This window comes from Lysinibacillus sp. BPa_S21 (assembly GCF_023337795.1).
GTDB lineage: Bacteria > Bacillota > Bacilli > Bacillales_A > Planococcaceae > Lysinibacillus.
The window spans coordinates 86,041-112,597 of the sequence record NZ_JALIRS010000002.1 but is presented as its reverse complement, the minus strand read 5'-3'; the positions used below and the strand labels follow the sequence as shown (position 1 = coordinate 112,597).

The window sequence follows — 26,557 nt, the reverse complement described above, 5'->3', positions numbered from 1 at the left end:
ATTTTGTATAATTTTTTATTACCAGATGAATTTGTCACGAGTATTTATGAAATTACACCGGAAAAGCTTCAGGATTTAGGGATTAAAGGGATTATTACGGATTTAGATAATACGCTTGTGGAATGGGACCGTGCAGATGCAACGGAAGAGCTTATTATTTGGCTTCGCATTATGAAAGAATCAGGCATTCGTGTTATTATTGCGTCGAATAACAAAGAAGCACGTGTAAAGCAGTTTGCTGAGCCATTAGGTATTCCTTATATTCATAAGGCGAGAAAACCACTTCGTAATGCCTTTTATAGTGCCATTATTCAATTAGGGCTACGACCACAGGAAGTCGTAATGGTAGGAGACCAATTACTAACAGATGTAATGGGTGCAAATCGCTTAGGCTTGCATACGGTACTAGTAAAACCAGTTGCGCAATCAGATGGGCTCGTAACAAAATTTAATCGATTTATTGAACGACGTGTGTTCAATAATTTGAAACGAAAAGGAATTACTACTTGGGAGGAAAAAGAATGAACGAAATGCCAAATTGTATTGGCTGTGGTACAACAATTCAAACAGAAGATAAAACAGCAGTTGGGTATGCACCCACATCATCATTAGAAAAAGACGTGGTCATTTGCCAACGTTGCTTCCGTTTGAAAAATTATAATGAAATTCAACCTGTGTCATTAACAGATGACGACTTTTTACGCATATTAAACGGTCTTGGAACACAGCAAGGCTTAATCGTAAAAATTGTTGATATATTCGACTTCAATGGGAGCTGGTTACCAGGACTTCACCGCTTTGTAGGGAATAATCCTGTGTTATTGATCGCGAACAAAGCTGATTTATTACCGAAATCTGTGAAACCGAAAAAAGTGATTAATTGGCTAAAACGTGAAGCAAAGGCTCTTGGTCTACAACCTGTAGATGTACTTTTAGTGAGTGCTCATAAAGGTAAAGGTATGGCTGAAGCAATGGAAGCCATTGATGAGTACCGTAATGGACAAAATGTTTACGTTGTAGGTTGTACAAATGTTGGGAAATCCACGTTCATAAATCGCATTATCAAGCAGGCAACTGGTGAAGGTGAGATTATTACAACTTCTCATTTCCCGGGTACCACTTTAGATATGATTGAAATTCCATTAGATGATGGTAGTGCATTATATGATACACCTGGTATTATTAATCACCATCAGATGGCACATCATATTGATTCTAGCGAATTAAAATATATTATGCCTAAAAAAGAAATAAAGCCAAAAGTGTATCAACAAAATGCAGGACAAACGTTATTTATCGGCGCTCTTGCCCGTTTTGACTTTATTCAAGGAGACCGTTCGGCATTTACGGTTCACGTAGCAAATGACTTACCAATACACCGTACAAAGCTTGAGAAGGCAGATACATTGTATGCAGAGCATAAGGGTGAATTGCTTGCACCACCAACTGCCGAATTTATAGAACAGCTACCGCCATTAGTGCGTCATGAGTTCTCAATCAAAGAAGCGAAAACAGATGTTGTATTCTCTGGTCTTGGATGGATTACTGTGCAGCATGCTAATGTCGTTGTAGCGGCTTATGCGCCAAAGGGTGTACAAGTTTCAATTCGCCCATCACTTATTTAGGATGTACAAGTAGAGAAGAGGGACTAGAAAATGAAGAAATGGTTTGCAGTTATTGGTGATCCGATTGAGCATTCAAAATCCCCAGCAATGCACAATACTTGGTTCGAGGAACAGTCGATAGATGCGGCATATATTCCCGTGCATGTATCTTCTGAAAATTTGGAGTCAGCGGTTGCTGGCTTGAAAACATTAGGTGCAAGTGGCTGGAACATTACAATCCCACATAAAACAGCAATCATTCCTTATTTAGATGAGCTAGATGAGTTAGCCGAAAAAATGGGGGCTGTAAACACGGTTGTCCGAACAAAAGAAGGAAAATTAAAGGGATATAATACAGACGGCGTTGGTTTTGTGCGCTCGCTAGAGGAAGCGGTTGGTATGTCGCATAAAGACAAGCCAGTTCTTTTAATTGGTGCAGGCGGTGCTGCTCGTGGTATTGCTTTTGCTATGCAACAGCAAGGTTATACAAACTTAACCATTGCAAACCGCACGGTAGCAAACGCCCAAGCAATTGTCGATGAAATGGGTATAGGTAATGCTATTTCTTTAGCAGACGCTGAGAAATCGTTAGCTAATTTTGGCATTTTAGTGCAAATGACATCGGCTGGACTTGCTACGGGCAATTTTTCAATGCCATTTTCACTAGAACGACTTGCAGAAGGCGCAATTGTGGCCGATATTGTGTATAATCCATTAATGACGCCTTTTTTAAAAGCGGCTGAGGAAAAAGGAGCAACCGTCGTTACGGGTCTTGGAATGTTCGTTCATCAAGGGGCAATTGCTTTTGAGCATTGGCTTGGTGAATACCCAAATACAAATTCAGCGATTGCGCATTTAAAGGCGCAATTAGGAGGATATTAATTTTTATGTTAACAGGTAAACAAAAACGTTTTTTACGTGCAGAAGCACATCACTTATCACCGATTTTCCAAGTAGGAAAAGGCGGCGTTAATGACGAAATGACAAAGCAAATTCGTGAAGCATTAGAAGTACGAGAGTTGATCAAGGTACGTATTTTAGATAACTGTGAGGAGGACAAGCATGAAGTGGCAGAAGCACTTGCTAAAGGTGCTCATGCAGAGCTTGTGCAATTAATTGGACTGACAGTTGTTTTATATAAAGAGTCACGCAATCATAAAAAGATTGTATTACCAAAAGTAGCGAAATAAGGTGAAACGATGAAAAAGGTCGGTTTACTGGGAGGGACATTTAATCCACCACATAATGGACATTTAATGATGGCTAATGAAGTACTGCACGTATTAGATCTTGATGAGGTTCGCTTTATGCCAAATGCGTTGCCACCACATAAGTTTGCACGCCATGATGCTAGCGATGTGGAGCGCCTTGAAATGGTAAAGCGTGCAATAAGTCCATTTCCGTATTTTTCTGTGGAGTCGTATGAGGTGGATAAGGGTGGCGTATCCTATTCATATAAGACACTTTCTGCATTGTGTATAAGAGAGCCTGATGTGAAATTTTACTTTATCATTGGTGGCGATATGATTGATTCGCTTCATACATGGTACTGTATTGATGAATTAGTGAAGCTTGTGCAATTTGTAGGAGTAAAGCGTCCAGGAACAGAGGCCACAACAGAGTATCCTATATTAATGGTGGAAGCTCCCCAAATCGATTTATCGTCCACACTGATTCGTGAACGCCTTGCCACTGGAGGAACGGTTACTTTTTTACTGCCAGAAGCGGTAGAGACGTTCATACGAGAGGAAGGTTTATATGGAACGCGAACAGTACTTAGCGGCGATTAAGCCACGTATGCCTGAGAAGCGCTATATTCATACCATTGGTGTAATGGAAACGGCCATTGAGCTAGCAAATTTTTATGGTGAAGATGAAAAAAAGGCTGAGACAGCAGCCATTCTTCACGATATTGCGAAATATGCAGAGATCGAATGGATGGAGCAAATTGTCCGTGATGAAAAATTAGATGCTCGCCTTATTGGCTGGGGTAGTGAATTACTGCATGGTCCAGTAGGTGCTTATATTGCAGAGAGCGAATTTGGCATTACAGATGAGGATATGTTAAATGCTATTCGATTTCATACAACAGGACGCGTGGGTATGAGCCAACTAGAAAAAATAATTTTTGTTGCAGATATGATTGAACCAAATCGTAAATTTGATGGTGTTGAGCGTCTGCGAAAAAAAGCAAAGAAAAATTTAGATAAAGCGATGAGTGCTTGTGTGCGCCATACATTGGCATTTTTAATTGACACAAAGCAACCAATTTATCCATTATCAATAGAATGTTATAACGATATGATGAAAAGAGAGGACAGTGAAGGATGACTTCAACTTTATTACAATCAGCTTACAAAGCAATTGACGACAAACATGGTGAGGATATTGTCGTTTTAAATATGCAAGGCATTTCACTTTTAGCAGATTACTTTATTATTGCCCATGGTAATTCTGATCGCCAAGTGCAAGCAATTGCCCGTGAATTACAAGAAATAGCAGTGAAAGAGGGCTATGAAATTCGCCGTGTAGAAGGTTTTGATGCAGCACGCTGGGTTCTTGTTGATCTTGGAGATGTTGTAGCGCATGTATTCCATAAAGATGAACGCGCTTATTATAACTTAGAGCGTCTATGGGGCGATGCACCGCAACTAGACATGCCTGAGGCTTAAGTGTGAGTAGTTACGAACGATTTGCACACGTGTATGATGAGCTGCAAACCGATATCCCTTATAATCTTTATGTGGAATGGGTTTTGCAGCATGCACCAAGCGGGCAATTCCCGAAACTTTTAGACATCGGCTGTGGTACAGGTATGCTTGGTCAGCTGTTTGCGCAGGCAGGTTATAAGGTGAGTGGAATTGACCTATCTGAAGATATGCTTTCAATTGCCGCAGAGCGCTTTGCTGATGCCGGATTACACGTGCCTCTCTATTGTATGTCGATGGATGAATTAGAGGGCTTTGAGGCGCTTGACGTTGTAACAATTGCTATTGATTCGCTGAATTATGTAGTTGAAGAAAAGGCAGTTTATTCAACATTAGAACGTATTTATGGTGCTTTACGAAATGGAGGCCAGCTGTTTTTTGATGTGCATTCGTTATTTAAAATGAATGATATATTTTTAGACGGACCGTTTACGTATGACGATGGTGATATTAGCTATGTATGGCATACGGAGCCTGGCGATTTTGAACATTCCGTTGTCCACCAAATGACGTTTTATGTGCGTGATGCTGAAAGTAATCTGTATGAACGCTTCGACGAGGAGCATCACCAACGTACATTCTCTATTGAGCAATATATGGCGTGGCTTCAGGCAATTGGCTTTCAACATGTAGAAGTAACAGTAGATTTTACAGATGATGGCCCTGAATATGAAAGTGAACGCATTTTTTTCCGTGCGGTAAAATAGAAAAACAGCTTGCTGGTAAACCAACCAGCGAGCTGTTTTTTACTTTGCGTAGTATTATTGAGTATAGGACATTTTTATAATCCAATCAAAAGGAGCTGAAATTATGTGGCACTTAACATTGCAAGAGAAAAGAGCATATGAAAATGCGATGAAACTATTTATTTACGAGTCTGATGAGGAATGGGCGCAATACCGTGCCTATGCAAAGGAAAATGATATTGATCTATATAAGGAAAAAAAACAGGAATTAGATGAATTACACGATCATTTGATGAGCTTTTTACCACCGCGATTTCATACATATGTTTTAGATGGTAGGTTGAATACACCGGATGTTCCTAACCATGTACGGGTCGATTTTTTAGGATGGAGAGATGAACAGGTGCAGTTATTTGAACACATTCTCGAAGCAGCATTTACGGAGAAACAGAAAACGTTAGCTTATATGGAACCGAAGGAGAGAGAGGTCTTTGAGGAGAGTCTTCATGATGCAACGATAGTTAGTATTCACCGTACTGCTACTCAGGTGGAATTAACATTTGATATGACAGGAGGCTTTACTGCAAAATCAATCATTTCTCTAAAGTTTAATAATATTATAAGTGAGATAGGTCAAATAGAACCAGAGCAGTTTTATATTTATGACGAGCTCAGAAAAACAGCTAATGGAATGTCATTACGTGTTATTTTTGATTGTCCAGAGGTGGAGTGGACGATTGAAGCAGAGGAGTTGGACGCGGACTTTTATTATCGTCCAAAAACATACAGTGATTTTGCTGAAAACGGTAATTTTTCTGCGTACGTTCAAACCTTGCAGTTAGAGAATGGCTTAACCTTTATCACACCTCAATTAAAAAAACGAGTAATCGGGATTCAGCAACATGCACCGTTTTTAATGTTAGAAAATAGCTATCTATATGAAAATGATCAAGGCGTTTTTGTAGATACAATACGTGTGGCAGACAAGTTAGATGATTGTATTCATTTTTTACATACAGATACATATGAAGACCCATATGCACATTTTAGTGAGCCAGTACCCATTCAGGACTTGGAGGAAGCGGCACTCGGTACAGATGTAGAGTTAAAGGTTCGCGCATGGAATACGATGTATGCCAATCCTGTACAGCTCGCAGAGAAAATTAATGATATTTTAATGCAGATGAACCCAGCTCAAGAGGATGAGATGATGCAACGTGTGTTTATTCGGCATTTTAACAATGAGGGAATTTTAACGACTAAGCTTCAAACTAAATTTAAGGATCTATTAGAAGACTAACACCTTTTAGAAAGTATTGTTTTAAAGAGCTTCTTTGCACCAAAATGGGATTGAATCACTATAAAGGTGGTCCTTAGCCATTGCTAATTATCTCATATTAAAGCTCATCACCATAACGTGCAGTTGATTTCCGTTCCGGCTGGGCGCTTTCCTGGGGGCGTCCGATGAGCCGCTTCACTCGCGTTGCTCGCTCCAGGGTCTCGGGCCAACACGATGTTGGTCACGAAGGCGTTATCACAGGATGTGATGTTCTTAGCCTTCGTTCCTCTTACGCTAATCCCCAAGGAGTCGCCCAGCCTCCACTCCAATCAACTAATTCACTTCGATTCGTCAACGCTTTCAAAAAATAATTTATCTTTTCAACACCTGAAGGATATTGTAAGATGAAATAGACTCCATATGATTACCTTTTGCAAAGGAAGGGATGTTATAGATGATCCAATCTTTTTGGCAAAAGTACAAAAAAAGTATGTTGATCCCCGGCATACTTGTTATCAGTGGACTTAGTTACTTCTTTTTTTCGAGTTCTGACTCTTCACCTCCCCAAGAAGAGCTCATCGAAACAATCCAACCTATTGAACAACATGAAATAAAAGAATCTGTTGATGAAGCGGTCATACAGTCGGTATTTATTGATATTAAGGGTGCTGTTATACATCCTGGTGTTTACGAGCTTCAGTCTGATAAGAGGATTATAGACGCCGTACAGCTTGCTGGTGGCTATACTCAAGATGCTGATACGCAACTCATAAATCACGCGCAAAAAGTCGAAGATGAGATGGTTATTTACATTCCTATAAAGGGTGAAAAGTTAGACGAAATTACCTCTAATCTCATGACGATGCCTACTAGTGGAACTTCGCAAGGTGACAACGGTAGGAATGATCAAAAGGTCAATTTAAATAAAGCGGATGAAGCAACACTTTCAACATTATCAGGTATCGGTCCGTCTAAGGCTCAAAGCATTATTGCTTATCGTGAGGAGAATGGTGGCTTTAAAACAATTGAGGATTTAAAAAAAGTGAGTGGTATTGGCGAAAAAACGTTTGAGAAGCTGAAGGATTTTATTTCAGTTAAATAATAGCATGTATGTTTTGAGATATTGACGACTCTTTTCAAAAAGGGCTACACTATAGAATAAAAAGACTGTTGCAATAAACGAACAGCTTAATACTATAATACTTTGGAGGTAGTCATATGGAGCGAATTACTTGGGATCAATTTTTCATGGCGCAAAGCCATTTACTCGCATTACGTAGTACATGTACAAGACTTGCAGTAGGAGCAACTGTCGTTAGAGATAAGCGAATTATTGCAGGTGGCTATAATGGCTCAATTACAGGAGATGAACATTGTATTGAAAATGGTTGTTATGTTGTTGATAACCATTGTGTGCGCACAGTGCATGCTGAGATGAATGCACTGTTACAATGTGCTAAATATGGGACGCCTACAAAAGGTGCAGACTTATATGTGACACATTTCCCATGTTTACCATGTACGAAATCTATTATTCAAGCAGGGATTGAACGAGTGTATTACGCTACGGATTATAAAAATAACCCTTATGCACAAGAGTTATTTGAAAAAGCAGGTGTAGAGGTTGTACATGTCCCGTTTGATGAACGAAAAATCGACTTCTTAAGCGATGAAAAATTAGCCTTGTACATAGACATGCTAAATGAGCTTCGTGAGAGTGGTATGCCTGCAGAGAAATTGCTCCCATATGAACAGAAGGTGAGTGCATTATTTGGCAAAAAGCTTTAACACATAAATGGATTTACGTAGCATTAGCTGTACTTGTTGCTGCAATAGCGGCATACAAGTCAGCTTGGCTACTCGTTTTTCTTCTACTTTTCGCGTTATTGCTTAAATTGAAAGGTGAAACGCGTGTCATTTCAGCGTTTGTGATCGTCGTTGGATGTCTTTCCTATTTCTTCATCGTTACATTTCATTTGACGGAATCTCCCCCTCTACCGTCAACATTCCAAATAACTTGGTCGAATGAATATAAAATAAATGGTCAAAAGCTTAGAGGCTTTGTCAAAACGGAAACAGGTGAGAAGTTGTATGTCGTCTATACATTCTCATCAGAAGAAGAGAAAAGCTTTTATGAAAATACTTCATTGACGGGTAGGGTTTATCTAGTTCATGGAGAACTTATAGCACCTCTTCCACCTGCACATGCGTATGCATTTTCCATGGAAGAATATTTAATAAGTAAAGGTGCTAATGGAATATTTGAAGTATCTAGCTTGACCTTTAAAGAAGAGAAAAAATCTATTGGTTCGTTTCTTGCAAAACAGAGACACTATATGAAAAAACATATTGAAACAACTTTCCCAGAGACACTAGTTGCAGAGGCACAAGCACTTTTAATAGGATCACAGGATCAAGTCGATCACGAGCTTCAAAGAGCCTATCAAAAGCTTGGGATTACGCATCTATTTGCTATCTCTGGTCTACATGTGGCATTAGTCTCTTGGTTGTTTTTTGAAGGTCTTCTTCGTATAGGTGTGCGGAAGGAAATGGCGACCTTAGTGTTACTCATCATTTTACCTATATACGGGGTCATAGCTGGTGGTGCTCCTTCCGTTTGGCGCGCAGTATCTGTCGTAGAATTAATCATGTTGATGCGTTACGCTAAGTGGCAAATATCGATTGATGATGCTCTAGCAATTAGCTTTATTTGCTTTGTTCTACTTGAACCAGGTGTTATTTTTCAGATTGGCTTTCAATTATCATATTTAGCAACGGTAAGTCTTGTTTATTCAGGCGTCATTTTAACACTATCCTCAAATTGGCTGATCCGTTCATTTTTGATTACGTTTGTGTGCCAGTTACTCGTCTATCCATTATTACTTCATCATTTTTATGAAATTTCTATTTCTTCATTTTTAGCAAATATTATTTTTGTACCACTGTTTTCCTTTGTTATTTTGCCTTTAAATATAGCCTTGTTTGTTCTAACGATTATATCGATGCCGGTAGCAAAAGCTTTGTTTGATATATACGAGCCGTGCCGTGTCTGGCTTACAAAGTTTATATTATATCTGCAGGAAATACCGTTTCAGCTGTGGTCACCAGGGAAGCCTGCTATCTGGCTTATTTGCGTGGCATTGATTAGTGTGTTAGTAGGTTTTTATTTTATCGAGATAAAACATTATGGTAAATTTTTAGTTGTCGTCTTCCTCCCTGCATTGTGTATTCATTTATCGCCGATGCTGTTTAACGAAACTAAGCTTACATTTTTAAATGTAGGTCAGGGTGATTGTACAGTTATTGAATTACCGTTTAGAAGGGCTGTGTATGTTGTTGATTCGGGTGGCGTATTACGTTTTGGGCAGGAAGTATGGAAGGCTTCAGATAGCCCATATGAGGTTGGGAGACAGGTTGTTGTACCGTTTTTGAAAGGAAAAGGGATACGAGATATTGATGTTTTTATCGCCACACATGCGGATGCCGATCATGTGGAGGGAGCTGAGGAGATTTTACAAGAGATTAACATGCATGAAATTCACCTCACTCCTGGTTCAATGGATAAGCCTGTGATGCGGGATTTACTAATGGAAGCCAAAAAGAAAAAAGTTCCCGTGAAAGAAAAAATGCAAGGAACAGCGTGGCGCTTAGGGAAGACTAGTTTTCAATATTTATGGCCCCGTGACACCCTTTATGAGGGCAATAATGATTCAATTGTTTTATATATACAACAGGAGTCATTTCGTGCATTGTTAACGGGTGACTTAGAAGCACATGGCGAACAGGAGCTTATTGATCTTTACAACAAGCAATTAGCGGATATAACATTGTTGAAGGCTGGACACCATGGCAGTAAAACATCAAGTAGTGAGCCATTTGTAGAGCTCTTACGGCCTGAATTAACCATTTTCAGCGCTGGGCTCAATAATCGCTACCATCATCCGCATGAAGAGATTGTGGAGCGTTTTACAAGTCGAAATTTATGGACTTTAACAACTGGAATAGTTGGGACGATTGAAGTGAAAATTCGTGGAGATAGTTGGTCTGTGCAAAAGGAAAAAGACCTTGTCCAATGAGCACGGTCTTTTTCCTCGAACATTACATTAAATTATTTAGATGCTACTTCTACTATAATTGCGATAAGAAACATAAGCGTAAACATTCCAAATGATACACCGAAGCCAACGCCAGAATCGGTTGCGTCGTTACGGCTACATTGAATGTTTTTTCCTTCAAATGGATTCATTGTTATCCCTCCAATTCTGTTATTTATTATAAGACATCAGTTTCATAAAAGCTATATCGAAAAGGAGAATTTACCATGTGGCAAAGAATCGACACAATTTGGTCAAAGTCACAAAGGAATTCAAATCATGTATACTAGTAGTATTGCTAGATGGAGGGAAAATTATGATTTCAACGGTTTGGAATAATATCAAAAAAGGAGAGCTCGCACCAGTTTATTTACTTGTTGGTGAAGAAAGCTATTTTATAGATGAAACTGTTAAACGGTTAAAAGAAGCGATAGGACCCGAAGAAGAGATAGAAATGTCAACATTTGATTTGGAAGAAATGCCGGTGGATGTTGTGATGGATGAAGCAGACACCATTCCTTTTTTCTCTGAGCGAAAGCTAATCATTGCCAAAAACGCATCTTTTCTAAAGGCAACAGAAAAAGGGAAGGAAAAAATTGACCATGATATAAAACGCTTGGAAGCATGGCTTGCTAACCCTTCTGATTTTTCAGTAACTGTTTTTATCGCACCTTATGAGAAATTAGATGAACGTAAAAAAGTGACAAAGATGATGAAGGAGCATGCGTTTTTAGTCCAAGCTGAAACACCAAAGGAGCAGGACTTAGCCGTGTGGATACAAAGTATAGTCAAAGCAGAGGGTAATAGTATCACACAACATGCAATAGAGCAGCTTGTCGCTATGGTTGGACCGAATATGCTACAGTTGCAAATGGAAATTGAGAAGCTAACTCTTTATGTAGGGAATGGCGGTGAAATAACTACTACGTTGGTCGAGGATTTAGTAGCTAAAACGTTAGAGCAGGATGCCTTTAAAATGTTAAATGCTTATTTTGCAAACGATTCTGTAGGGGCATTGTCTATTTATCACGATTTACTACGTCAAAAGCAAGAGCCTATCATGCTTGTTGGATTGCTTGCATCAAATGTACGAACGATGTCCAATGTATTTTATTTATTGAAAAAGGGCTATCATCCACAGCAAATTGCAAAAAATTTAAAAATACATCCTTATCGTGTCAAGCTAATGGTTGAACAGCGTAATCGTCCCTCAGAGGAAAGCTTATTAAAGGCTTTATATCAATTAGCGGAGGTCGATTTACAACTGAAATCAACAGGGGGCAATCGTGAGCGTTATTTAGAGCTCTTTTTACTGCGTCAGCTTTAAAAGTATAATGATTGTTCAGGTAGAGACAATTTAAGAGCTGTCCGAAGCAAAATGGGCAGCTCTTTATTGTAAATACATAATTGTCTGTGTGAAAGCGAAGAATTTTTTCTATAAATTAAAAAGATCAGCTACTCCTAATAGAGTAAACTGATCTTTTATAACAATTACGCTTTTTTAGCAAGGCGAGACTTTTTACGAGCCGCCGCGTTTTTGTGGATAAGTCCTTTTGAAGCTGCTTTATCTAAAGATTTGTAAGCTGCTTGTAAAAGTTCTTGAGTGTTTTCAGCTTTAGCAGCAACAGCGTTTTCAGCTTTTTTCACTGTAGTACGCATTGCAGATTTAGCTTTAGTGTTAGCAGCGTTAGCTTTTTCGTTAACTTTTACGCGTTTAATCGCAGATTTAATGTTTGGCATATGTTTCACCTCCTAAAATAGGTACGAGATGATATCTTCTCATTGATTTCTTGTGTCAATACAACAAAAATCATTTTAACAAACGCTTGGACAAATTGCAATAGATAAATGCAAAGAATATTTACTTGACAGTTTGAACAAACTACAGTTGAGGTGAACTGTATGCAAAATTTTAATTGGCAACGTACGGATTTGATTGATGAGTCTGAAGAAGTTGTTTTACATCAAACGAAAGAACAAAAAGATACGCTTAAAGAGTCGAGTGGTATCCAAATTGAAGATCAGAGTGCTGGTCGGGTAAAAATTACTGATGTACTCGTTAATGCAGAAGGTGAGAAACAAATTGGAAAGAAGAAAGGGCAGTATATTACTCTTTCTGTGCCTACGTTGACGCTAGAAGATCAGGATGGATTTGAGCAACTTGAGAAAGAATTGCTTGTGAATTTTAAAAAAATGCATGAATCCATGTCATGGAAAGAAGATGACAAAATTTTAATAATTGGTTTAGGGAATCGTACAATTACACCCGATGCTGTAGGACCTTATCTTATTGATCATTTGCATAGTTTAGATGTAATTGATGAAAAATTCGTCATGTATGCGCCTGGTGTAACGGGGCAAACAGGATATGAAACTGGTGAATTTGTAGCGGCGGTGGCAGAGCGTCTTAAGCCAAAATTAATAGTGGTTGTAGACGCACTTGCAACAAGAGCTAGTGATCGTTTATGTAAAACAATTCAATTAACGGATACAGGAATACACCCTGGTTCAGGCGTAGGAAATCAGCGTAAGGAAATTTCATATGAGATGCTAGGCATCCCTGTTACGGCGATTGGTATCCCAACAGTAGTTGATGCACCTGTGTTAATTGCGGATGCAGTAGAGATAATGCTACGCTCTATAGCTGCACGTGTGGCAGAACGGAGTAAACCTTCATCAAAATTATCATTGTCGTCTTGGCAACCAGATATCAATAAAGAACTAGATATGTCTTTAGTACAGCCGATTTTTGGTGAATGGGCTACATGGTCTAAAGAAGAGCGTCAGCAATTATTTGCAGAGACTTTTGCAGGCTCACATACACAGCTAATGGTCACGCCAAAGGAAGCCGATTATTGGGTAGATAAATATGCAAAACTCGTGTCATCTATGCTTATGAAATGGGCAAATAATCTATAATTTTTTTCGTTCTAAAAGACACATCCCCTCCATACGATAAGGGGAGGAGGGTGTGACTTTGCTAAAAAAACTACAGTGGTCATTTGGTTTATTATTGTTCTTTTTCGTATTACCTGTCATTGCTGGGCAACTTCCGTTCAACAAGCAAGCATCGACTCCGATTAAAGATCCAGAGGATAAACAAGTCGTGTATGCCGCTACTAATCAAAGTGCCCTGGAAAAGACAAAAGAGGAAACTAAAGAGGAACCTGAAGAAACTAAAGAGCAACCTGAAGAACCTAAAGAGCAAACAAAAGATCCATTTAAAGTATTGTTGTTATTTACGCATTCACAGGAATCATATCAACCAATGGTGAAAGCTGTTAGCGGGAAAGCGGCATTTTATGATGAAAAAACAAATATTTATAATTTAAAAGATACTATTTCAAAGCATTTTAGCATGAATGGTATACAAACGGATATTTTAGGTGTTGATGTTATGAAGGAACTAAAACTTAAGGGGAAAAATTTCGCGGATTCATACAACTTTGTACGTCCTTATTTAGCAAAACGTTTACAAGAGCAATCCTACGATTTAGTGATTGATTTTCATCGAGATTCTGCCAAAAAAGCTGCGACAACGTTAACTCATAATAATGAATCGTATGCACGGATTGCGATTGTCATTGGCGCAGAGCATAAAAATTATAGATGGAATACTGCTTACGCAGAAAGTCTATCAGCGTCTATGAATGAAATTGTACCGAAAATTTCCAGAGGAGTTATATCAAAAAGTGGTGACAATGTGGATGGACGTTATAATCAAGATTTAACAAAAGAAATGATCTTAATTGAAATAGGTGGAATCGACAATACAGAAGCAGAATTGAATCGTACAATAGCAGTAATAGGAAAAGCTATTGCAAAATCCTTCATAACTGGAAAACAAGAATAGTATAATTGGCGAAAAGCTAGACTTTTATAGTCTTCTTTTTGCCAATTTTTTTGTTGAATGAAGCATATTAGCGGCAATATCACGTCTCGGGGGAGAGCCTTCGTGGAGCAACCTCGTTGCACTGCGCTTTCACACAAAAACCATTTGTTTGCCCAAAGTTCCTGGGAAAGCGACGGAAATCATTATTAGCCAAAAATACCAGGAATTATTTTAGAAAAAATAGTTTGTAAGCCTTTAAATTATTCATTTCTTGTCTTATAATTTTCGAGTCAGCACATAAAGATTTGACTATGAGTTGTGAAAGTTTTTTGCGGCATATGCAATAGGCGGTTTACGCTTTTAGAGCATCTACCATTTTGGAGATGTTTTTTTAATGGGTAAAATATAGAAAATATTAACCTTTATTTGAAAAGGATAAACATACATATGAGTAGTTAAGATGATAACGGGCGTTTTGAATAGGAAAGAATACGGATTTTTCCTCCATTTCGCTAATATAATTCCATTTTAACTGATATCTGGCCTCGGGTAACTCGACTCCCTCGGGAAAGAGTAGCCCTTTAAGCAGAAATCAGACTCGAATGAATTCGAATGTTAAAAATGGTTAATCAACACACCTGCTATGAAAAAATGTTAAAAGATATTATTTTATGTAAACTTTTATATATACTCATTCGTCATTTATATAAGTGAATGCACCGAATCATTAGATAAAGGGGACGATTTTTTAACTTTATACTGAACTTTACACTATAGAAAATGTCGAAAAGGTTTGTGGATTATTATCTGAAGAAGAGGAAGTAATATTATGTCAGGCAAGGCGGTCAATCATCGTTATATCCCTGGGCTAGATGGGATACGAGCTTTAGCAGTATTAGCTGTGATAGCTTATCATTTTAACTTCAAATGGGCCAGTGGTGGGTTCTTAGGAGTGGATATCTTTTTTGTTTTATCGGGTTATTTAATAACCTCAACTGTTTTACCTTTAAAAGGAAATCAGTTGACAGTAGGTTTAAGAGAATTTTGGATTGGGCGATTTCGACGTCTACTACCTGCTGCGTACGTAATGATTATTACTTCATTCGCTTGGGCTACCTTATTTCATAAGGAACTTCTTAATACATTGCGCGGAGATGCAATATCCTCTATTTTTTATTCAAGTAATTGGTGGTTCATTTTTCATAAACTCTCTTATTTTGATAGTTTTGGATCCCCATCACCAATAAAAAATTTATGGTCTTTAGCTATTGAGGAACAATTTTATCTAATCTGGCCAATTCTGTTAATGCTAGGGCTTTACCTTGTTAAAAAACAGAGTAAATTAGCCATTTTTATCTTTATCGGCGCATTATGCTCTGCTGTGTTAATGGGCATAATGTATGAGCCTGGAGCGGATCCAAGTCGTGTATATTATGGGACAGATACGCGTTCATTTGAATTACTGATAGGCTGCTGGTTAGCGCTCGTTTGGCCGATGAAAAGACTATCTTCACAAAAACTATCTACGGACCATGTCAAAAAACTAAATGTTATAAGTTTGTTTGCTTTTAGTATTTTCCTTTTAAGTATTGTTGTTGTAGACGAATATCAAACTTTCTTATATAGAGGAGGCATGTTCCTATTTTGTTTAAATGCAGCTATATTAATAGCGTGTGTTTGTCATCCAATTAGCATTTTAGGAAAAGTACTCTCTTTGAAGCCCCTACGTTGGATTGGTTCAAGATCGTATGGGATTTATCTATGGCATTATCCGATTATGGTGTTGGGTACGCCAGTCCACGAAATAGGTAATCCTGCGTACTGGCGAGTTGCTTTACAACTAGTGCTTATTTTGATTATCGCGGAGATTTCATATCGTTTTATCGAAATGCCAATACGTAAGGAAGGATTCCGCGCCTATTATCGACAATATCTTGTGTTTAATAAAAATAAATGGCGCAGCCTTTCGTTTACTAGAAAAACTACTACAGTGCTTGTTCCGCTATTCCTATTAGTGTTTTTTACTGGCATGACAGGCGTTGTAGGAGAAGAACAAACGGCATCAAAAGAATCTAAGCCAACAGAAATTAAAATAAATGGTGCGGAAGCTGCTAAACATGATTCCGTAGCGGAAAAAGAAGCCACAAAAAGCGATTCATCGAATGTTCAGAATGAAGAAGGTAAAACTAGACCTCAATCGGACACAGAAGAACCAATGCAGGGAGAAAATGAAACAACTTCTAATACTAAAAATGAATCTTATACTGGAATATTAGCCATAGGAGATTCTTTAATGATAGATATTGCCACAAGCTTACACAATATTTATCCTGCGATTACAATTGATGCAAAAATTGGCCGCCAAGTTTCGGAGGCTGTCAAACTAGCACCAAATTACGCTAGTTTTAATCAGCCAAATAAAGCAGTTATTATTCAACTTGGCACAAATGGTTTCTTTACGAATGACCAGATTGATACATTGCTAGAAGCTTTTTCTAATGCCGATATTTACTTAGTGAATACTCGGGTACCGCGTTCTTGGGAAGGTAAAGTGAATTACTCATTACAACAAAAAGCCCAAGAGCATGATAATATTACATTGATTGATTGGCATTCGGCTGCAATTAATCATCCAGAGTTTTTTGCTCCGGATGGTGTCCATTTAGTACAAAAAGGTGTTAATACGTTAACAAGCCTTATCCAACAATCAATAAATAGATAATTGGAATGAAATATCCAGCATGCACATAGGTGTAGCTGGATATTTTTTGTAGGGAAATCTCAAGCATTTTGCAGAGGAAATGATGGCACGTTCTTTCATTTTTTCTAGTGAATAATCAGAATGTTCGGGCGGTCCAGAGGAGTTAAGGAGAATACTAATTGTGTGAGGTTTTTAAATAAGAAATAATACATTTGACTGCCCTCAATTCATTCTAGTTTTGGTTGCTCAATCAAAAGATGGAATGTTCGGAATAGTTTGACATAACTATTTATCTTTGATAATATGAAAGCGCATACATCGCTTACATAGAAATTGGAGGGAGTAAATCAAATGGTGAAAACTCTGTACAAGCTAGATTTAAGCAAATCAATGGAAGAACAGGCGCATCCTGGTCACAATCGGTGGCATCCAGACATACCAGCAGCATTTTCAGTAGATCCAGGCACTTCTTTTAGAATGGAATGTAAAGACTGGACAGATGGACAAATTAAAAATGATGATAGTCCAAATGATGTTCGAGATGTGAATCTTGCACGTGTTCATGTGTTGAGTGGACCGGTCTATGTGAACGGCGTTGAACCAGGAGATTTACTTGTCGTAGATATTTTAGATATTGGTACTTTTCAAGATTCAGCGTGGGGCTTTAACGGCATTTTCGCTAAGGAAAATGGGGGAAGTTTCTTAGTTGACGAATTTCCAGAAGCAGCTAAATCAATCTGGGATTTTGAAGGCATTTATACGACTTCGAGACATGTACCTGGTGTGAAGTTTGCCGGGATTATCCATCCAGGCTTAATAGGCGTTGCTCCCTCTATGGAACTTTTGCAAAAGTGGAATGAACGAGAAAAAGAACTCATCAATACCAACCCAGACCGGGTTCCAACGTTGGCCAATGCACCGACTCCGGAGAGGGCAGTGCTCGGTACATTAAAAGGTGCTGAGTTTGATCGAGTAGCTAAGGAAGGAGCTCGAACTGTACCACCAAGAGAAAATGGCGGGAACTGTGATATTAAAAATCTATCTAAAGGGACGAAAATCTTCTTCCCAGTATTTGTGGAGGGAGCGAAGTTATCGGTAGGAGATCTTCATTTTTCACAAGGGGATGGAGAAATCACATTTTGTGGTGGTATCGAGATGGCAGGATGGATTGATCTAAAAGTGGATGTCATTAAAGGTGGCATGGAAACCTATAAAATTTACGAAAATCCTGTATTCCAACCGGGCCCAGTTGATCCAAATTATAATGATTTCCTCGTTTTCCAAGGGATCTCAGTAGATAATAAGGATGGGAAACAACATTATTTAGATGCTACTCTTGCGTTTCGTCGGGCATGCTTGAATGCTATTGAGTATTTAAAAACGCTGGGTTATACAGGTGAACAAGCCTATATGCTGCTAAGTACAGCACCAGTTGAAAGTCGTATCAATGGCATAGTCGATGTTCCAAATGCTTGTTGTACCATTGCAATCCCTACAAAAATATTCGATAAAAATATTATGCCAAAATGATAGGATAAGGAGGTTTATACTTGCCTAGTTACACATTTCGTTGCAATGATTGTGGAGATTTTACGTTATTTTTTAAATCAATGGCAGGGAATAAAGACAAATCAACTTGTCCTATTTGCCAATTAGAGTCAAATCGGGTCTATTTTGCACCGAATGTGTATTCACTTTCAAGAGCACTTAGTTCGCAAATTGAAAAGGGAATGGAACCGCAAATTATGAGTCGAGAACAATTAGGGGCCAATAGGCCAAGAAAAAAGACGAGCGCAAATCGTCCGTGGCAATTCGGATAAGCATATCTTTTGCTTCGACAGAAGACTCCCACTTCACGTTAGCTAAGTGGCGAGTAGTTCAATTCAACATATTTTTATCATCTCTAAACAACAAAAAGCTGATTGCCCGTTGTAAAATGGCCAATCAGCTTTTTTTGTCGTCTTGAAGTGCATTATCAAAGCGTCAAGCGGTTTAACAGCTGGCCTGGACATTATATATTGTCTGATTTAGAAGGAAATCATTCCCTTTTGTCGAATTATAGTAGATGGGAAAAGGAGAGGTTTTATGCAGAGTGAACAGCTTAAACAAAGAATATTAAGAGAGCCATCTAAATTTAATATATTTTTGAAAGAACTAATAAGCGAGAATAGATTTGACGATGGTGAAGCGTTAGAAATAGCATTGCTTCTCATAAAAAATGGCTCTGAAAGTCTATCGGATAAACAATGGCATGTCTTTTTAGAGAATGGTATTTTACGTGACAAATATGTAGATAAATGCGAAAGATGTTCTGAACATATTCCTTGGACAAATATGTACAGTGCTATATTTATCAATAAAGATTACCTTTGTTCTAACTGTAGTTATTTAGAAAATAAAGTTACCTTCCACAATTATCTATGAAGGGTTATCTAATGTACCTAGTAATGCACTGTGCCAAGCAGTGCTTTTTTTATAATGGATCAATAAAAAGATTGAAGCGGTTAGCCTCAATCTTTCTAACTCACACATTTCTGTGCACACGCTCGCCATGTTCTATTAACCCATTAAGCCCCAAATCCATGCATTTATATACCTTATCTTGCAAAATCTAAAAACCACATAAAACACTTATAAGTATTGATGTAATGGGCTTTCGAGTCTAGTTGTTGTTGTACTTTGCATATCTTTCATAGTATAATTCATTATAGTTTAATTAGGAGTGGAAAAGATGAACCGAGAAGCACGTTTGAAAAGACAAGAGAATATACGAAATTTCTCTATTATTGCACATATTGACCACGGGAAATCAACGCTTGCTGACCGTATTTTAGAGCAAACGAAATCATTAACATCTCGTGAAATGAAAGCACAGCTCCTTGACTCAATGGATTTAGAGCGTGAGCGAGGCATTACGATTAAGTTAAATGCAGTCCAATTAAAATATGAGGCGAAAGATGGCGAAGTGTATACATTCCATTTAATCGACACACCTGGACACGTCGATTTCACATACGAAGTATCACGTAGTTTAGCTGCATGTGAAGGCGCAATTTTAGTTGTGGACGCGGCGCAAGGTATCGAAGCGCAAACATTAGCAAATGTCTATTTAGCGCTTGATAATGACCTAGAAATTTTACCAGTGATCAATAAAATCGATTTACCAGCAGCAGATCCAGAACGCGTACGTCAAGAAGTAGAAGACGTAATTGGGTTAGATGCATCTGAAGCGGTACTAGCTTCTGCTAAGGCTGGCATCGGAATTGAAGAGATTTTAGAGCAAATTGTAGAAAAAGTACCTGCACCAACTGGTGATCCAGATGCACCATTACAAGCCCTTATTTTTGACTCTATTTATGATGCTTATAAAGGCGTTATTATTTCCATTCGAATCATGAATGGTACTGTAAAACCTGGCGATAAAATCCGAATGATGGCTACTGGCGCAGAATTTGAAGTTATCGAAGTAGGGATACACACACCAAAAGTTGTACCTCAGACTGAACTAACAGTAGGTGACGTAGGCTATTTAACAGCATCCATTAAAAATGTAGGTGATACTCGTGTGGGGGATACAGTTACATTTGCTAACCGCCCTGCAGCTGAGCCATTAGCAGGTTATCGCCGTTTAAATCCAATGGTATACTGTGGTCTATACCCAATCGATACAGCAAAATATAATGACTTACGTGAAGCGTTAGAAAAACTAGAGCTCAATGACTCTGCATTACAATATGAACCAGAGACATCACAAGCACTTGGCTTCGGTTTCCGTTGTGGCTTCTTAGGGCTACTACATATGGAAATTATTCAAGAGCGTATCGAGCGCGAATTTAACATCGATTTAATTACAACAGCACCATCTGTAATTTACAATGTTCAAATGACAGATGGATCTACGGTTAAAGTTGACAATCCGTCATTTATGCCGGATCCTCAAAAAATTGATCGAGTGGAAGAACCATATGTAAAAGCTACAATTATGGTACCAAACGATTATGTTGGAGCGGTTATGGAGCTTTGTCAATTAAAACGTGGTAATTTCATGACGATGGATTATATCGATACAACGCGTGTCAGCATTGTTTATGAAATGCCGTTATCAGAAATCGTTTATGATTTCTTTGATTATTTAAAGTCAAATACGAAGGGCTATGCTTCATTTGACTATGAACTCATTGGTTATCAGACTTCAAAACTAGTGAAGATGGATATCTTATTAAATGGTGAGCAAGTCGATGCACTAAGCTTTATCGTGCACCGTGATTTTGCTTACGAACGAGGTAAAGTCATCGTTGAAAAATTAAAAGAATTAATCCCACGTCAACAATTTGAAGTGCCAATTCAAGCGGCAGTTGGTCAAAAAATTGTGGCACGCTCAACTATTAAAGCTATGCGTAAAAACGTATTAGCGAAATGTTACGGTGGGGATATTTCTCGTAAACGAAAACTTCTTGATAAACAAAAAGAAGGTAAAAAACGTATGAAACAAGTAGGTTCAGTCGAAGTTCCACAAGAGGCGTTCATGGCTGTTCTGAAGATGGATGATTCGAAGTAACGTAGTAATGGTAAGAGTTTATAACGTATTTAGATAATTGATAAAAGGGTTAAATGGTGGGGCTCTCCACCAATTACCCACCTTAAATAATACGTTAGCTAAGGTGATTTTGAAGTTTTGAAACTTATCATTGCACAGCGTAAATAAAAACAGAGCCTAGGAACTCAATTAATTTGAGTCCTGGGCTTTTTTGTGTTTCCGTTAAAATGTCTTAAATCGATCGTTTATAAGCATTTACTGTCGAAGTATATTGATAGTCCAATCAAGGTGTTTTGTCAGATGACCAGGCGCTCAATTGAAAGTGAGTACCTGGGCTAAGAGAGTGCGGAATAATGAAAGACTAAGCACCAATGTTAAGGTAAATTGCGCTTACATTATTATACAGTCAATGGTAGAATATAGATTGTCGGAAAATAATACTAAGATATTTTGTTTTCAAAATAAAACTTTAGGGGGAAATAATGAAAAAATTATTGATTGTGTTGCTAGCAGCATTTGTATTTGTGGTAGTAAATCCAACGAAATCAGAAGCAAAAGTGATGTATGATGGAGCAGAAGTTGTAAAAGGGCAAACAGGGAAAATGACCTTTAAAAAAGATATCAAGGTGTACAAGAAAAATCCAAATGGCACATTTGATTCGTTAATGGTTAAGCGAAATAAATTCTTTAGAACGTATGATATCGAAAAATATGATGGCAAAATATTTTACCAGATGGGGGAATACCGCGTGCAAGCAACGGATTTGGTAGTTTTCAAAGAAGTACCAATAAAAATTCGTTCATCTTTCTATAACAATCCAACTTATATTTTTATTAATCGCGATAGTACTACTGAAGATTACGGATGGAACTTCAGAAAAAAAGACAGCTGGTATATTTCTTTCGTGGAAAGAAAAACTGAACAAATGTTAGCTCATTGCGATAGCATTAATGATGGTACTTATGATCCTTGTTATTATTATTCTGGTACAGATCTTAAGATCGCTGAAACAATATTGAGAGAAAGCGATGTACGTTATGAGTTAATAAATGATGCTGCTGGGAAACCATATCCATTAAAAGAATCAAAAACTGAAAAAATTGTGAAAAAGGGAACCATTGTTTTTTCCATGGGTACCGAAACTAATGGTTATCTGCAAGTGCATAATGGCTTAAAAGGACACGACATAGAATATACTTGGCTACCAGTGAATTCACTAAAGCTTGTTAAAAATAAGTAATAGATTAGAAATTATATTATGCCCTCTTATTTATTTGATAAGGGGGCTATTTTATATGGTTGGTTGACATGCGGTTCGGATGTTTATCGATGCCTTAGGCTTAGCTAAATAAAATATAAAAAGACCAGTACCTGTTGGGGTCTAATTTTCCCCCACCATTTGCAGAAAATAAAGCCCGTTACAAGCATAATATCCATGAATAAAATTAAATAAAAAAAGCCGATAAACAATTATATATCAAAGGTTTAACGGCTAAATTTGGCTTTTCGATGTTTCTAGATTCATGTACATGTACTAGGTAAATCATGATTATTCGAGTCATTCCACTTGTGAAAAATTTAAAGTGTGCTCCCTCTTAAAAGTTTCTATAAATTTAATAGCACTTTTTGAAAGGTAACGGTCTTTCAACCAGATAACGGCTGAATCTGATTGAATACTAAGTTCTTCAAGCTCCAATATTTTCAGACCATTCATAGGGAATGAATGTAAAACAGACCTTGGAAGTAAGGAAGCACCGACACCTTCTCTAACTAGGGACATAATCATAGCAGCATCAGAACATTGACAGACAATATTTGGTTCATAGTGATATTTTCGACAAGCTTCTATAACCAGTTCGTATTGACCAACACCCTTAAAACGTTGTAGCAACATTAGTGGCATACTTGAAAGTTCATCTAGTTTTATTGTATTTTCATAATTCCACGTCTCAGGGATAACGGCTACAAAATGGTCCGGAGGTAATGGTAGTGCGGATAAATCATCTGCTTCTGATGCTAAAGGTAACCGGACTACAGCAACCTCAATATGCCTATTTCTTAAATCTTGTAATAATCGATAGGTATCCCCTTCGTATAAACGAAATGTAACGTTTGAATATTTTTCTCTGAAAAAACGAATGCGTTCAGGTAGGTAAGAAAAGCATGTTTTTACAGATCCAATTGATAGGGTACCCTTAAGACCTTCTCCTACTTCTTTTACTTCCATAATTATTTCATCAATCTGACTTAAAAGATTGGTGGCTCTCTTATACAAAACTTTTCCTGCTGCTGTTAGTTCTATATTCTTGCCATTTCGTACGACCAAAAGAGTACTAAGTTCTTGCTCCAGCGCTTTTAGCTGTTGACTAAGAGGGGGTTGGGCCATATGTAACTTTTTTGCTGCTCTAGTGATTTGGCCTTCTTCAACAATAGTGGCAAAGTATCGCAATTGTCTTATATCCATGAAATTCCTCCTTAAAATGCATATTTATTTTATATACGTTTCAAACATTTTAAATATTTTAAATATTTTAAACTTAATGATACATTAATCTTGAAAGCGATTCCATAAAAAGGTATAGAAGGAGAAGATAAAATGTCTAGAATTCGAAAAGCTAAAGAAATTATAAAAGGTTCGATTGCACCAGTTATTACACCATTCAAGCAAGATGAAAGTTTAGATTTACAGACATTTAAAAGTTTAATTAACTGGCAAATCGAAAGCGGGAGTCATGGTATTTCGGTAACCGGGACTTCTGGGGAACCTAGTTCTCTAACGATCGAAGAGAGAGAGCTTGTGATGGACACAGCTAGTAAAACAATTAACGGACGAGTTCCATTTGTACCTGCGACGGGATCAGTTAATCATAATGAAACGCTTCGGCTAACAAAGGCTGCTCAAGAAATGGGAGCAGATGCTGCGATGGTCATTGTTCCATATTATAACAAACCTTCCCAACAAGCATTATATAAACACTTTAAAGCCATTGCCAATGCTGTGGATATTCCAATTATTATATATAACATTCCTGGAAGAACAGGGGTGAATATGGAAGTAACGACAATGGCTCGACTTGTTGAAGATTGCCCGAACATTATTGGGGCTAAAGAGTCAAATAAAGATTTTGAACATGTCAATCGAGTGCTATTAAATTGTGGTAGAGATTTTAGTCTATTCTCGGGAATTGAACTTCTTTGCTACCCAATGTTAACAATCGGTGGAAAAGGTTCTATAAGCGCCACAGCAAATGTTGCACCAGCGAAAGTAGCAGAAATGCACAATGCTTGGGAGGAAGGCGACGCTGAAAAAGCTTTAAATCTTCATTATGAATTAATGACATTAAATGATGTGTTATTCAAAGAAACTAACCCTGGACCAGTAAAAGCTGCGCTGGGCATGATGGGTAAAATTGAGCCAGTTTTACGTAAGCCAATGGATTTACCATCTGAGGCACTGCAAAACGAAATTCGTGATGTTTTAAATCAATATGGTATTTTATCAAATGCGATTGCGACTAAATAATAATATGAAATCTAAAAAATTCTCTTACTCCTTGTTACAGGAGTAAGAGAAGAATGAGGAGTGTACTAACATGCAAGTTCAAGTAACTGATACTCAAAAAAAACATGAACACATGCAAGTAGAAAATGTAAAACTCTATATTAATGGACAGTTTGTCGACAGTGAGTCAGGTGCTTCTTTTGACAATAAAAATCCATTTACTAATAAAATAAACAACTATATTGCTGAGGGACGTGAAGCGGATATAAATCAAGCAGTTCTTTCAGCAAAAGAAGCGTTTGAGAATGGCCCGTGGGGCAAGATGAAATTGAAAGAAAGAATGAAATATATTAATAGAATTGCAGACATCATCGATGAGGAAATTGAAGAAATTGCGTTCTTAGAATCATTAGATACAGGTCTGCCAATTAGTCAAACAAGAAATCAAACCGCACGTGCTGCAGAAAATTTCCGTTTTTACGCACGAATGGTCGAGACAAAATTGCATGGCGAATCTTACCCAATGGATGATGAATTCATTAATTATACAGTTTATAAACCTTTAGGAGTTATAGGGTTAATTACGCCATGGAATGCCCCATTCATGTTAGAGACTTGGAAAGTAGCGCCTGCTTTAGCAACTGGCAATACGGTTGTTCTAAAACCAGCTGAACTTTCACCATTGACTGCAAATAAATTAGCTGAAATTATTCATAAAGCTCAAGTTCCGGAGGGAGTCTTTAATGTCGTTCATGGCTTTGGAGAAACAGCAGGGGCTGCTCTTGTTGCGCACCCAGATGTGAAAGCGATTTCATTTACAGGTGAAACAACTACAGGTTCCACTATTATTAAAAACTCTGCGGATACTTTAAAGAAAACATCGATGGAGCTTGGTGGGAAATCACCTTTAATTGTATTTGATGATGCAGATCTTGATCGAGCTTTGGATGCAGCAATATGGGGGATTTTCTCTTTTAATGGAGAACGTTGCACATCCAATTCTCGAGTATTTTTGCATAAAAAAATTAAAGATCAATTTGTTGAAAAATTAAAAGCACGTGTAGCTAACATTAAAATTGGTGACCCGATGGATTCTTCAACTCAGCTTGGTCCGCTAATTGAAAAAGGTCACTACAACAAGGTAACAAAATATATAGAAATCGCTAAACAAGAAGGTTGTGAAGTAGTCCAGGGAGTGGTTCCGGAGAAGGTAAAGGCAGGTAATTTTGTACCACCGACACTTTTATTAAATGCAAAAAATGACATGAGAGTGTGTCAGGAAGAAATCTTTGGTCCCGTTATGGCCGTAATCGAATTTGAAACAGATGAAGAAGTACTTCATATGGCAAATGAAGTATCTTACGGACTAGCTGGTTTTGTATGGACAAAAGATTTAAAACGAGCACATCGTATGGCGGATGCCATTGAAGCAGGTATGCTTTGGATTAACGCTCAAAACGTACGAGATCTTCGAATTCCATTTGGCGGTATGAAAGATAGTGGCATTGGAAGAGAGGGTGGTCATTACGCCATGTTTGAATTTTATACAGAACCAAAGGTAGTCCATGTTGCTATAGGTGACCATCATATCCCGCAATTTGGGAAGTAAAAAC

Annotated in this window: 26 protein-coding genes; 23 read left to right on the top strand and 3 right to left on the bottom strand. The window is 37.8% G+C overall.

Features of this window, described 5'->3' with window-relative positions; genetic code table 11:
• The first annotated feature begins 3 nt into the window (after positions 1-3).
• From MOK21_RS03805 to MOK21_RS03750, 12 genes are all read left to right on the top strand, one after another.
• Positions 4-525 carry a YqeG family HAD IIIA-type phosphatase gene (locus MOK21_RS03805; RefSeq protein WP_053484739.1) on the top strand — a complete coding sequence of 174 codons (522 nt, stop codon included), beginning with the start codon at positions 4-6 and terminating at the stop codon, positions 523-525.
• On the top strand, positions 522-1,625 hold the full coding sequence (gene yqeH, locus MOK21_RS03800; RefSeq protein ID WP_249072653.1) for a ribosome biogenesis GTPase YqeH: 1,104 nt from the start codon (positions 522-524) through the stop codon (positions 1,623-1,625). Before MOK21_RS03805 ends, yqeH begins: the two co-directional genes overlap by 4 nt.
• A 30-nt stretch (positions 1,626-1,655) precedes the next feature.
• The gene (aroE, locus tag MOK21_RS03795; RefSeq protein WP_249072652.1) at positions 1,656-2,486 is read left to right on the top strand and encodes a shikimate dehydrogenase; all 831 of its coding nucleotides are present in this window, start codon (positions 1,656-1,658) and stop codon (positions 2,484-2,486) included.
• Between the two features lie 5 nt (positions 2,487-2,491).
• Positions 2,492-2,794 (top strand): ribosome assembly RNA-binding protein YhbY, encoded by a 303-nt coding sequence (gene yhbY, locus MOK21_RS03790; RefSeq protein ID WP_249072651.1) that lies wholly within the window; start codon positions 2,492-2,494, stop codon positions 2,792-2,794.
• A 9-nt stretch (positions 2,795-2,803) separates the two neighbouring features.
• Positions 2,804-3,394: a nicotinate-nucleotide adenylyltransferase gene (locus MOK21_RS03785; RefSeq protein ID WP_249072650.1), complete on the top strand. Its 591-nt coding sequence runs from the start codon at positions 2,804-2,806 to the stop codon at positions 3,392-3,394.
• On the top strand, positions 3,363-3,935 hold the full coding sequence (yqeK, locus tag MOK21_RS03780) for a bis(5'-nucleosyl)-tetraphosphatase (symmetrical) YqeK (RefSeq protein WP_249072649.1): 573 nt from the start codon (positions 3,363-3,365) through the stop codon (positions 3,933-3,935). Before MOK21_RS03785 ends, yqeK begins: the two co-directional genes overlap by 32 nt.
• Positions 3,932-4,276 (top strand): ribosome silencing factor, encoded by a 345-nt coding sequence (gene rsfS / locus MOK21_RS03775; RefSeq protein WP_249072648.1) that lies wholly within the window; start codon positions 3,932-3,934, stop codon positions 4,274-4,276. The genes yqeK and rsfS overlap by 4 nt, the downstream gene beginning before the upstream one ends.
• Positions 4,277-4,278: 2 nt before the next feature.
• Entirely contained in the window at positions 4,279-5,019 is a 741-nt protein-coding gene (locus MOK21_RS03770) for a class I SAM-dependent DNA methyltransferase (RefSeq protein ID WP_249072647.1), read from the top strand.
• Between the two features lie 103 nt (positions 5,020-5,122).
• Complete coding sequence (locus tag MOK21_RS03765; protein WP_249072646.1) at positions 5,123-6,298, top strand: DUF4085 family protein; 1,176 nt, start codon at positions 5,123-5,125, stop codon at positions 6,296-6,298.
• A gap of 433 nt (positions 6,299-6,731) precedes the next feature.
• Positions 6,732-7,379 carry a helix-hairpin-helix domain-containing protein gene (locus MOK21_RS03760; RefSeq protein ID WP_249072645.1) on the top strand — a complete coding sequence of 216 codons (648 nt, stop codon included), beginning with the start codon at positions 6,732-6,734 and terminating at the stop codon, positions 7,377-7,379.
• Positions 7,380-7,495: 116 nt separating this feature from the next.
• Entirely contained in the window at positions 7,496-8,065 is a 570-nt protein-coding gene (locus MOK21_RS03755) for a ComE operon protein 2 (protein ID WP_249072644.1), read from the top strand.
• Between the two features lie 107 nt (positions 8,066-8,172).
• Positions 8,173-10,353 carry a DNA internalization-related competence protein ComEC/Rec2 gene (locus MOK21_RS03750; protein WP_249072643.1) on the top strand — a complete coding sequence of 727 codons (2,181 nt, stop codon included), beginning with the start codon at positions 8,173-8,175 and terminating at the stop codon, positions 10,351-10,353.
• 32 nt (positions 10,354-10,385) lie between these two features.
• Here MOK21_RS03750 and MOK21_RS03745 read toward each other — a convergent pair whose 3' ends face one another.
• Positions 10,386-10,523: a YqzM family protein gene (locus MOK21_RS03745; RefSeq protein WP_249072642.1), complete on the bottom strand. Its 138-nt coding sequence runs from the start codon at positions 10,521-10,523 to the stop codon at positions 10,386-10,388.
• Between the two features lie 164 nt (positions 10,524-10,687).
• On the opposite strand from MOK21_RS03745, the gene holA reads away from it, so the two are divergent.
• Complete coding sequence (gene holA / locus MOK21_RS03740; protein WP_249072641.1) at positions 10,688-11,698, top strand: DNA polymerase III subunit delta; 1,011 nt, start codon at positions 10,688-10,690, stop codon at positions 11,696-11,698.
• 164 nt (positions 11,699-11,862) lie between these two features.
• Here holA and rpsT read toward each other — a convergent pair whose 3' ends face one another.
• On the bottom strand, positions 11,863-12,111 hold the full coding sequence (gene rpsT, locus MOK21_RS03735; protein WP_079562884.1) for a 30S ribosomal protein S20: 249 nt from the start codon (positions 12,109-12,111) through the stop codon (positions 11,863-11,865).
• Positions 12,112-12,273: 162 nt separating this feature from the next.
• Between rpsT and gpr the strand changes: the two genes are divergently transcribed.
• From gpr to MOK21_RS03695, 8 genes are all read left to right on the top strand, one after another.
• Complete coding sequence (gpr, locus tag MOK21_RS03730) at positions 12,274-13,290, top strand: GPR endopeptidase (RefSeq protein WP_249072640.1); 1,017 nt, start codon at positions 12,274-12,276, stop codon at positions 13,288-13,290.
• Positions 13,291-13,342: 52 nt separating this feature from the next.
• Entirely contained in the window at positions 13,343-14,224 is an 882-nt protein-coding gene (gene spoIIP / locus MOK21_RS03725; RefSeq protein WP_249072639.1) for a stage II sporulation protein P, read from the top strand.
• Between the two features lie 808 nt (positions 14,225-15,032).
• Complete coding sequence (locus MOK21_RS03720) at positions 15,033-16,925, top strand: acyltransferase family protein (protein WP_249072638.1); 1,893 nt, start codon at positions 15,033-15,035, stop codon at positions 16,923-16,925.
• Between the two features lie 330 nt (positions 16,926-17,255).
• Positions 17,256-18,434 carry a formamidase gene (gene fmdA / locus MOK21_RS03715; RefSeq protein ID WP_249072637.1) on the top strand — a complete coding sequence of 393 codons (1,179 nt, stop codon included), beginning with the start codon at positions 17,256-17,258 and terminating at the stop codon, positions 18,432-18,434.
• A 20-nt stretch (positions 18,435-18,454) separates the two neighbouring features.
• A complete protein-coding gene (locus MOK21_RS03710) occupies positions 18,455-18,724 on the top strand; it encodes an FmdB family zinc ribbon protein (protein ID WP_249072636.1) in 270 nt (89 codons plus the stop codon).
• Between the two features lie 265 nt (positions 18,725-18,989).
• Positions 18,990-19,328, top strand: coding sequence for a hypothetical protein (locus MOK21_RS03705; protein WP_249072635.1), 339 nt, complete (start codon positions 18,990-18,992; stop codon positions 19,326-19,328).
• Between the two features lie 307 nt (positions 19,329-19,635).
• Positions 19,636-21,462 carry a translation elongation factor 4 gene (gene lepA / locus MOK21_RS03700; RefSeq protein WP_249072634.1) on the top strand — a complete coding sequence of 609 codons (1,827 nt, stop codon included), beginning with the start codon at positions 19,636-19,638 and terminating at the stop codon, positions 21,460-21,462.
• A 461-nt stretch (positions 21,463-21,923) separates the two neighbouring features.
• The gene (locus MOK21_RS03695) at positions 21,924-22,682 is read left to right on the top strand and encodes a hypothetical protein (protein ID WP_249072633.1); all 759 of its coding nucleotides are present in this window, start codon (positions 21,924-21,926) and stop codon (positions 22,680-22,682) included.
• 318 nt (positions 22,683-23,000) lie between these two features.
• On the opposite strand, the gene MOK21_RS03690 is transcribed toward MOK21_RS03695, so the two are convergent.
• On the bottom strand, positions 23,001-23,906 hold the full coding sequence (locus tag MOK21_RS03690; RefSeq protein ID WP_249072632.1) for a LysR family transcriptional regulator: 906 nt from the start codon (positions 23,904-23,906) through the stop codon (positions 23,001-23,003).
• A gap of 132 nt (positions 23,907-24,038) precedes the next feature.
• Between MOK21_RS03690 and hpaI the strand changes: the two genes are divergently transcribed.
• Together hpaI and hpaE are read left to right on the top strand one after the other, a co-directional pair.
• Positions 24,039-24,965: a 2,4-dihydroxyhept-2-ene-1,7-dioic acid aldolase gene (gene hpaI, locus MOK21_RS03685; protein WP_249072631.1), complete on the top strand. Its 927-nt coding sequence runs from the start codon at positions 24,039-24,041 to the stop codon at positions 24,963-24,965.
• Positions 24,966-25,035: 70 nt separating this feature from the next.
• The gene (gene hpaE, locus MOK21_RS03680) at positions 25,036-26,553 is read left to right on the top strand and encodes a 5-carboxymethyl-2-hydroxymuconate semialdehyde dehydrogenase (RefSeq protein ID WP_249072630.1); all 1,518 of its coding nucleotides are present in this window, start codon (positions 25,036-25,038) and stop codon (positions 26,551-26,553) included.
• Positions 26,554-26,557: the final 4 nt, after the last annotated feature.

Bases quoted from the DNA above. Each gene is read 5' to 3' on its own strand.
- yqeH (WP_249072653.1), top strand. From the start codon at position 522: ATGAACGAAATGCCAAATTGTATTGGCTGTGGTACAACAATTCAAACA.
- aroE (WP_249072652.1), top strand. From the start codon at position 1,656: ATGAAGAAATGGTTTGCAGTTATTGGTGATCCGATTGAGCATTCAAAA.
- yhbY (WP_249072651.1), top strand. From the start codon at position 2,492: ATGTTAACAGGTAAACAAAAACGTTTTTTACGTGCAGAAGCACATCAC.
- MOK21_RS03785 (WP_249072650.1), top strand. From the start codon at position 2,804: ATGAAAAAGGTCGGTTTACTGGGAGGGACATTTAATCCACCACATAAT.
- yqeK (WP_249072649.1), top strand. From the start codon at position 3,363: ATGGAACGCGAACAGTACTTAGCGGCGATTAAGCCACGTATGCCTGAG.
- rsfS (WP_249072648.1), top strand. From the start codon at position 3,932: ATGACTTCAACTTTATTACAATCAGCTTACAAAGCAATTGACGACAAA.
- MOK21_RS03765 (WP_249072646.1), top strand. From the start codon at position 5,123: ATGTGGCACTTAACATTGCAAGAGAAAAGAGCATATGAAAATGCGATG.
- MOK21_RS03760 (WP_249072645.1), top strand. From the start codon at position 6,732: ATGATCCAATCTTTTTGGCAAAAGTACAAAAAAAGTATGTTGATCCCC.
- MOK21_RS03755 (WP_249072644.1), top strand. From the start codon at position 7,496: ATGGAGCGAATTACTTGGGATCAATTTTTCATGGCGCAAAGCCATTTA.
- MOK21_RS03745 (WP_249072642.1), bottom strand. From the start codon at position 10,523: ATGAATCCATTTGAAGGAAAAAACATTCAATGTAGCCGTAACGACGCA.
- holA (WP_249072641.1), top strand. From the start codon at position 10,688: ATGATTTCAACGGTTTGGAATAATATCAAAAAAGGAGAGCTCGCACCA.
- rpsT (WP_079562884.1), bottom strand. From the start codon at position 12,111: ATGCCAAACATTAAATCTGCGATTAAACGCGTAAAAGTTAACGAAAAA.
- gpr (WP_249072640.1), top strand. From the start codon at position 12,274: ATGCAAAATTTTAATTGGCAACGTACGGATTTGATTGATGAGTCTGAA.
- MOK21_RS03720 (WP_249072638.1), top strand. From the start codon at position 15,033: ATGTCAGGCAAGGCGGTCAATCATCGTTATATCCCTGGGCTAGATGGG.
- fmdA (WP_249072637.1), top strand. From the start codon at position 17,256: ATGGTGAAAACTCTGTACAAGCTAGATTTAAGCAAATCAATGGAAGAA.
- MOK21_RS03705 (WP_249072635.1), top strand. From the start codon at position 18,990: ATGCAGAGTGAACAGCTTAAACAAAGAATATTAAGAGAGCCATCTAAA.
- lepA (WP_249072634.1), top strand. From the start codon at position 19,636: ATGAACCGAGAAGCACGTTTGAAAAGACAAGAGAATATACGAAATTTC.
- MOK21_RS03695 (WP_249072633.1), top strand. From the start codon at position 21,924: ATGAAAAAATTATTGATTGTGTTGCTAGCAGCATTTGTATTTGTGGTA.
- MOK21_RS03690 (WP_249072632.1), bottom strand. From the start codon at position 23,906: ATGGATATAAGACAATTGCGATACTTTGCCACTATTGTTGAAGAAGGC.
- hpaI (WP_249072631.1), top strand. From the start codon at position 24,039: ATGTCTAGAATTCGAAAAGCTAAAGAAATTATAAAAGGTTCGATTGCA.
- hpaE (WP_249072630.1), top strand. From the start codon at position 25,036: ATGCAAGTTCAAGTAACTGATACTCAAAAAAAACATGAACACATGCAA.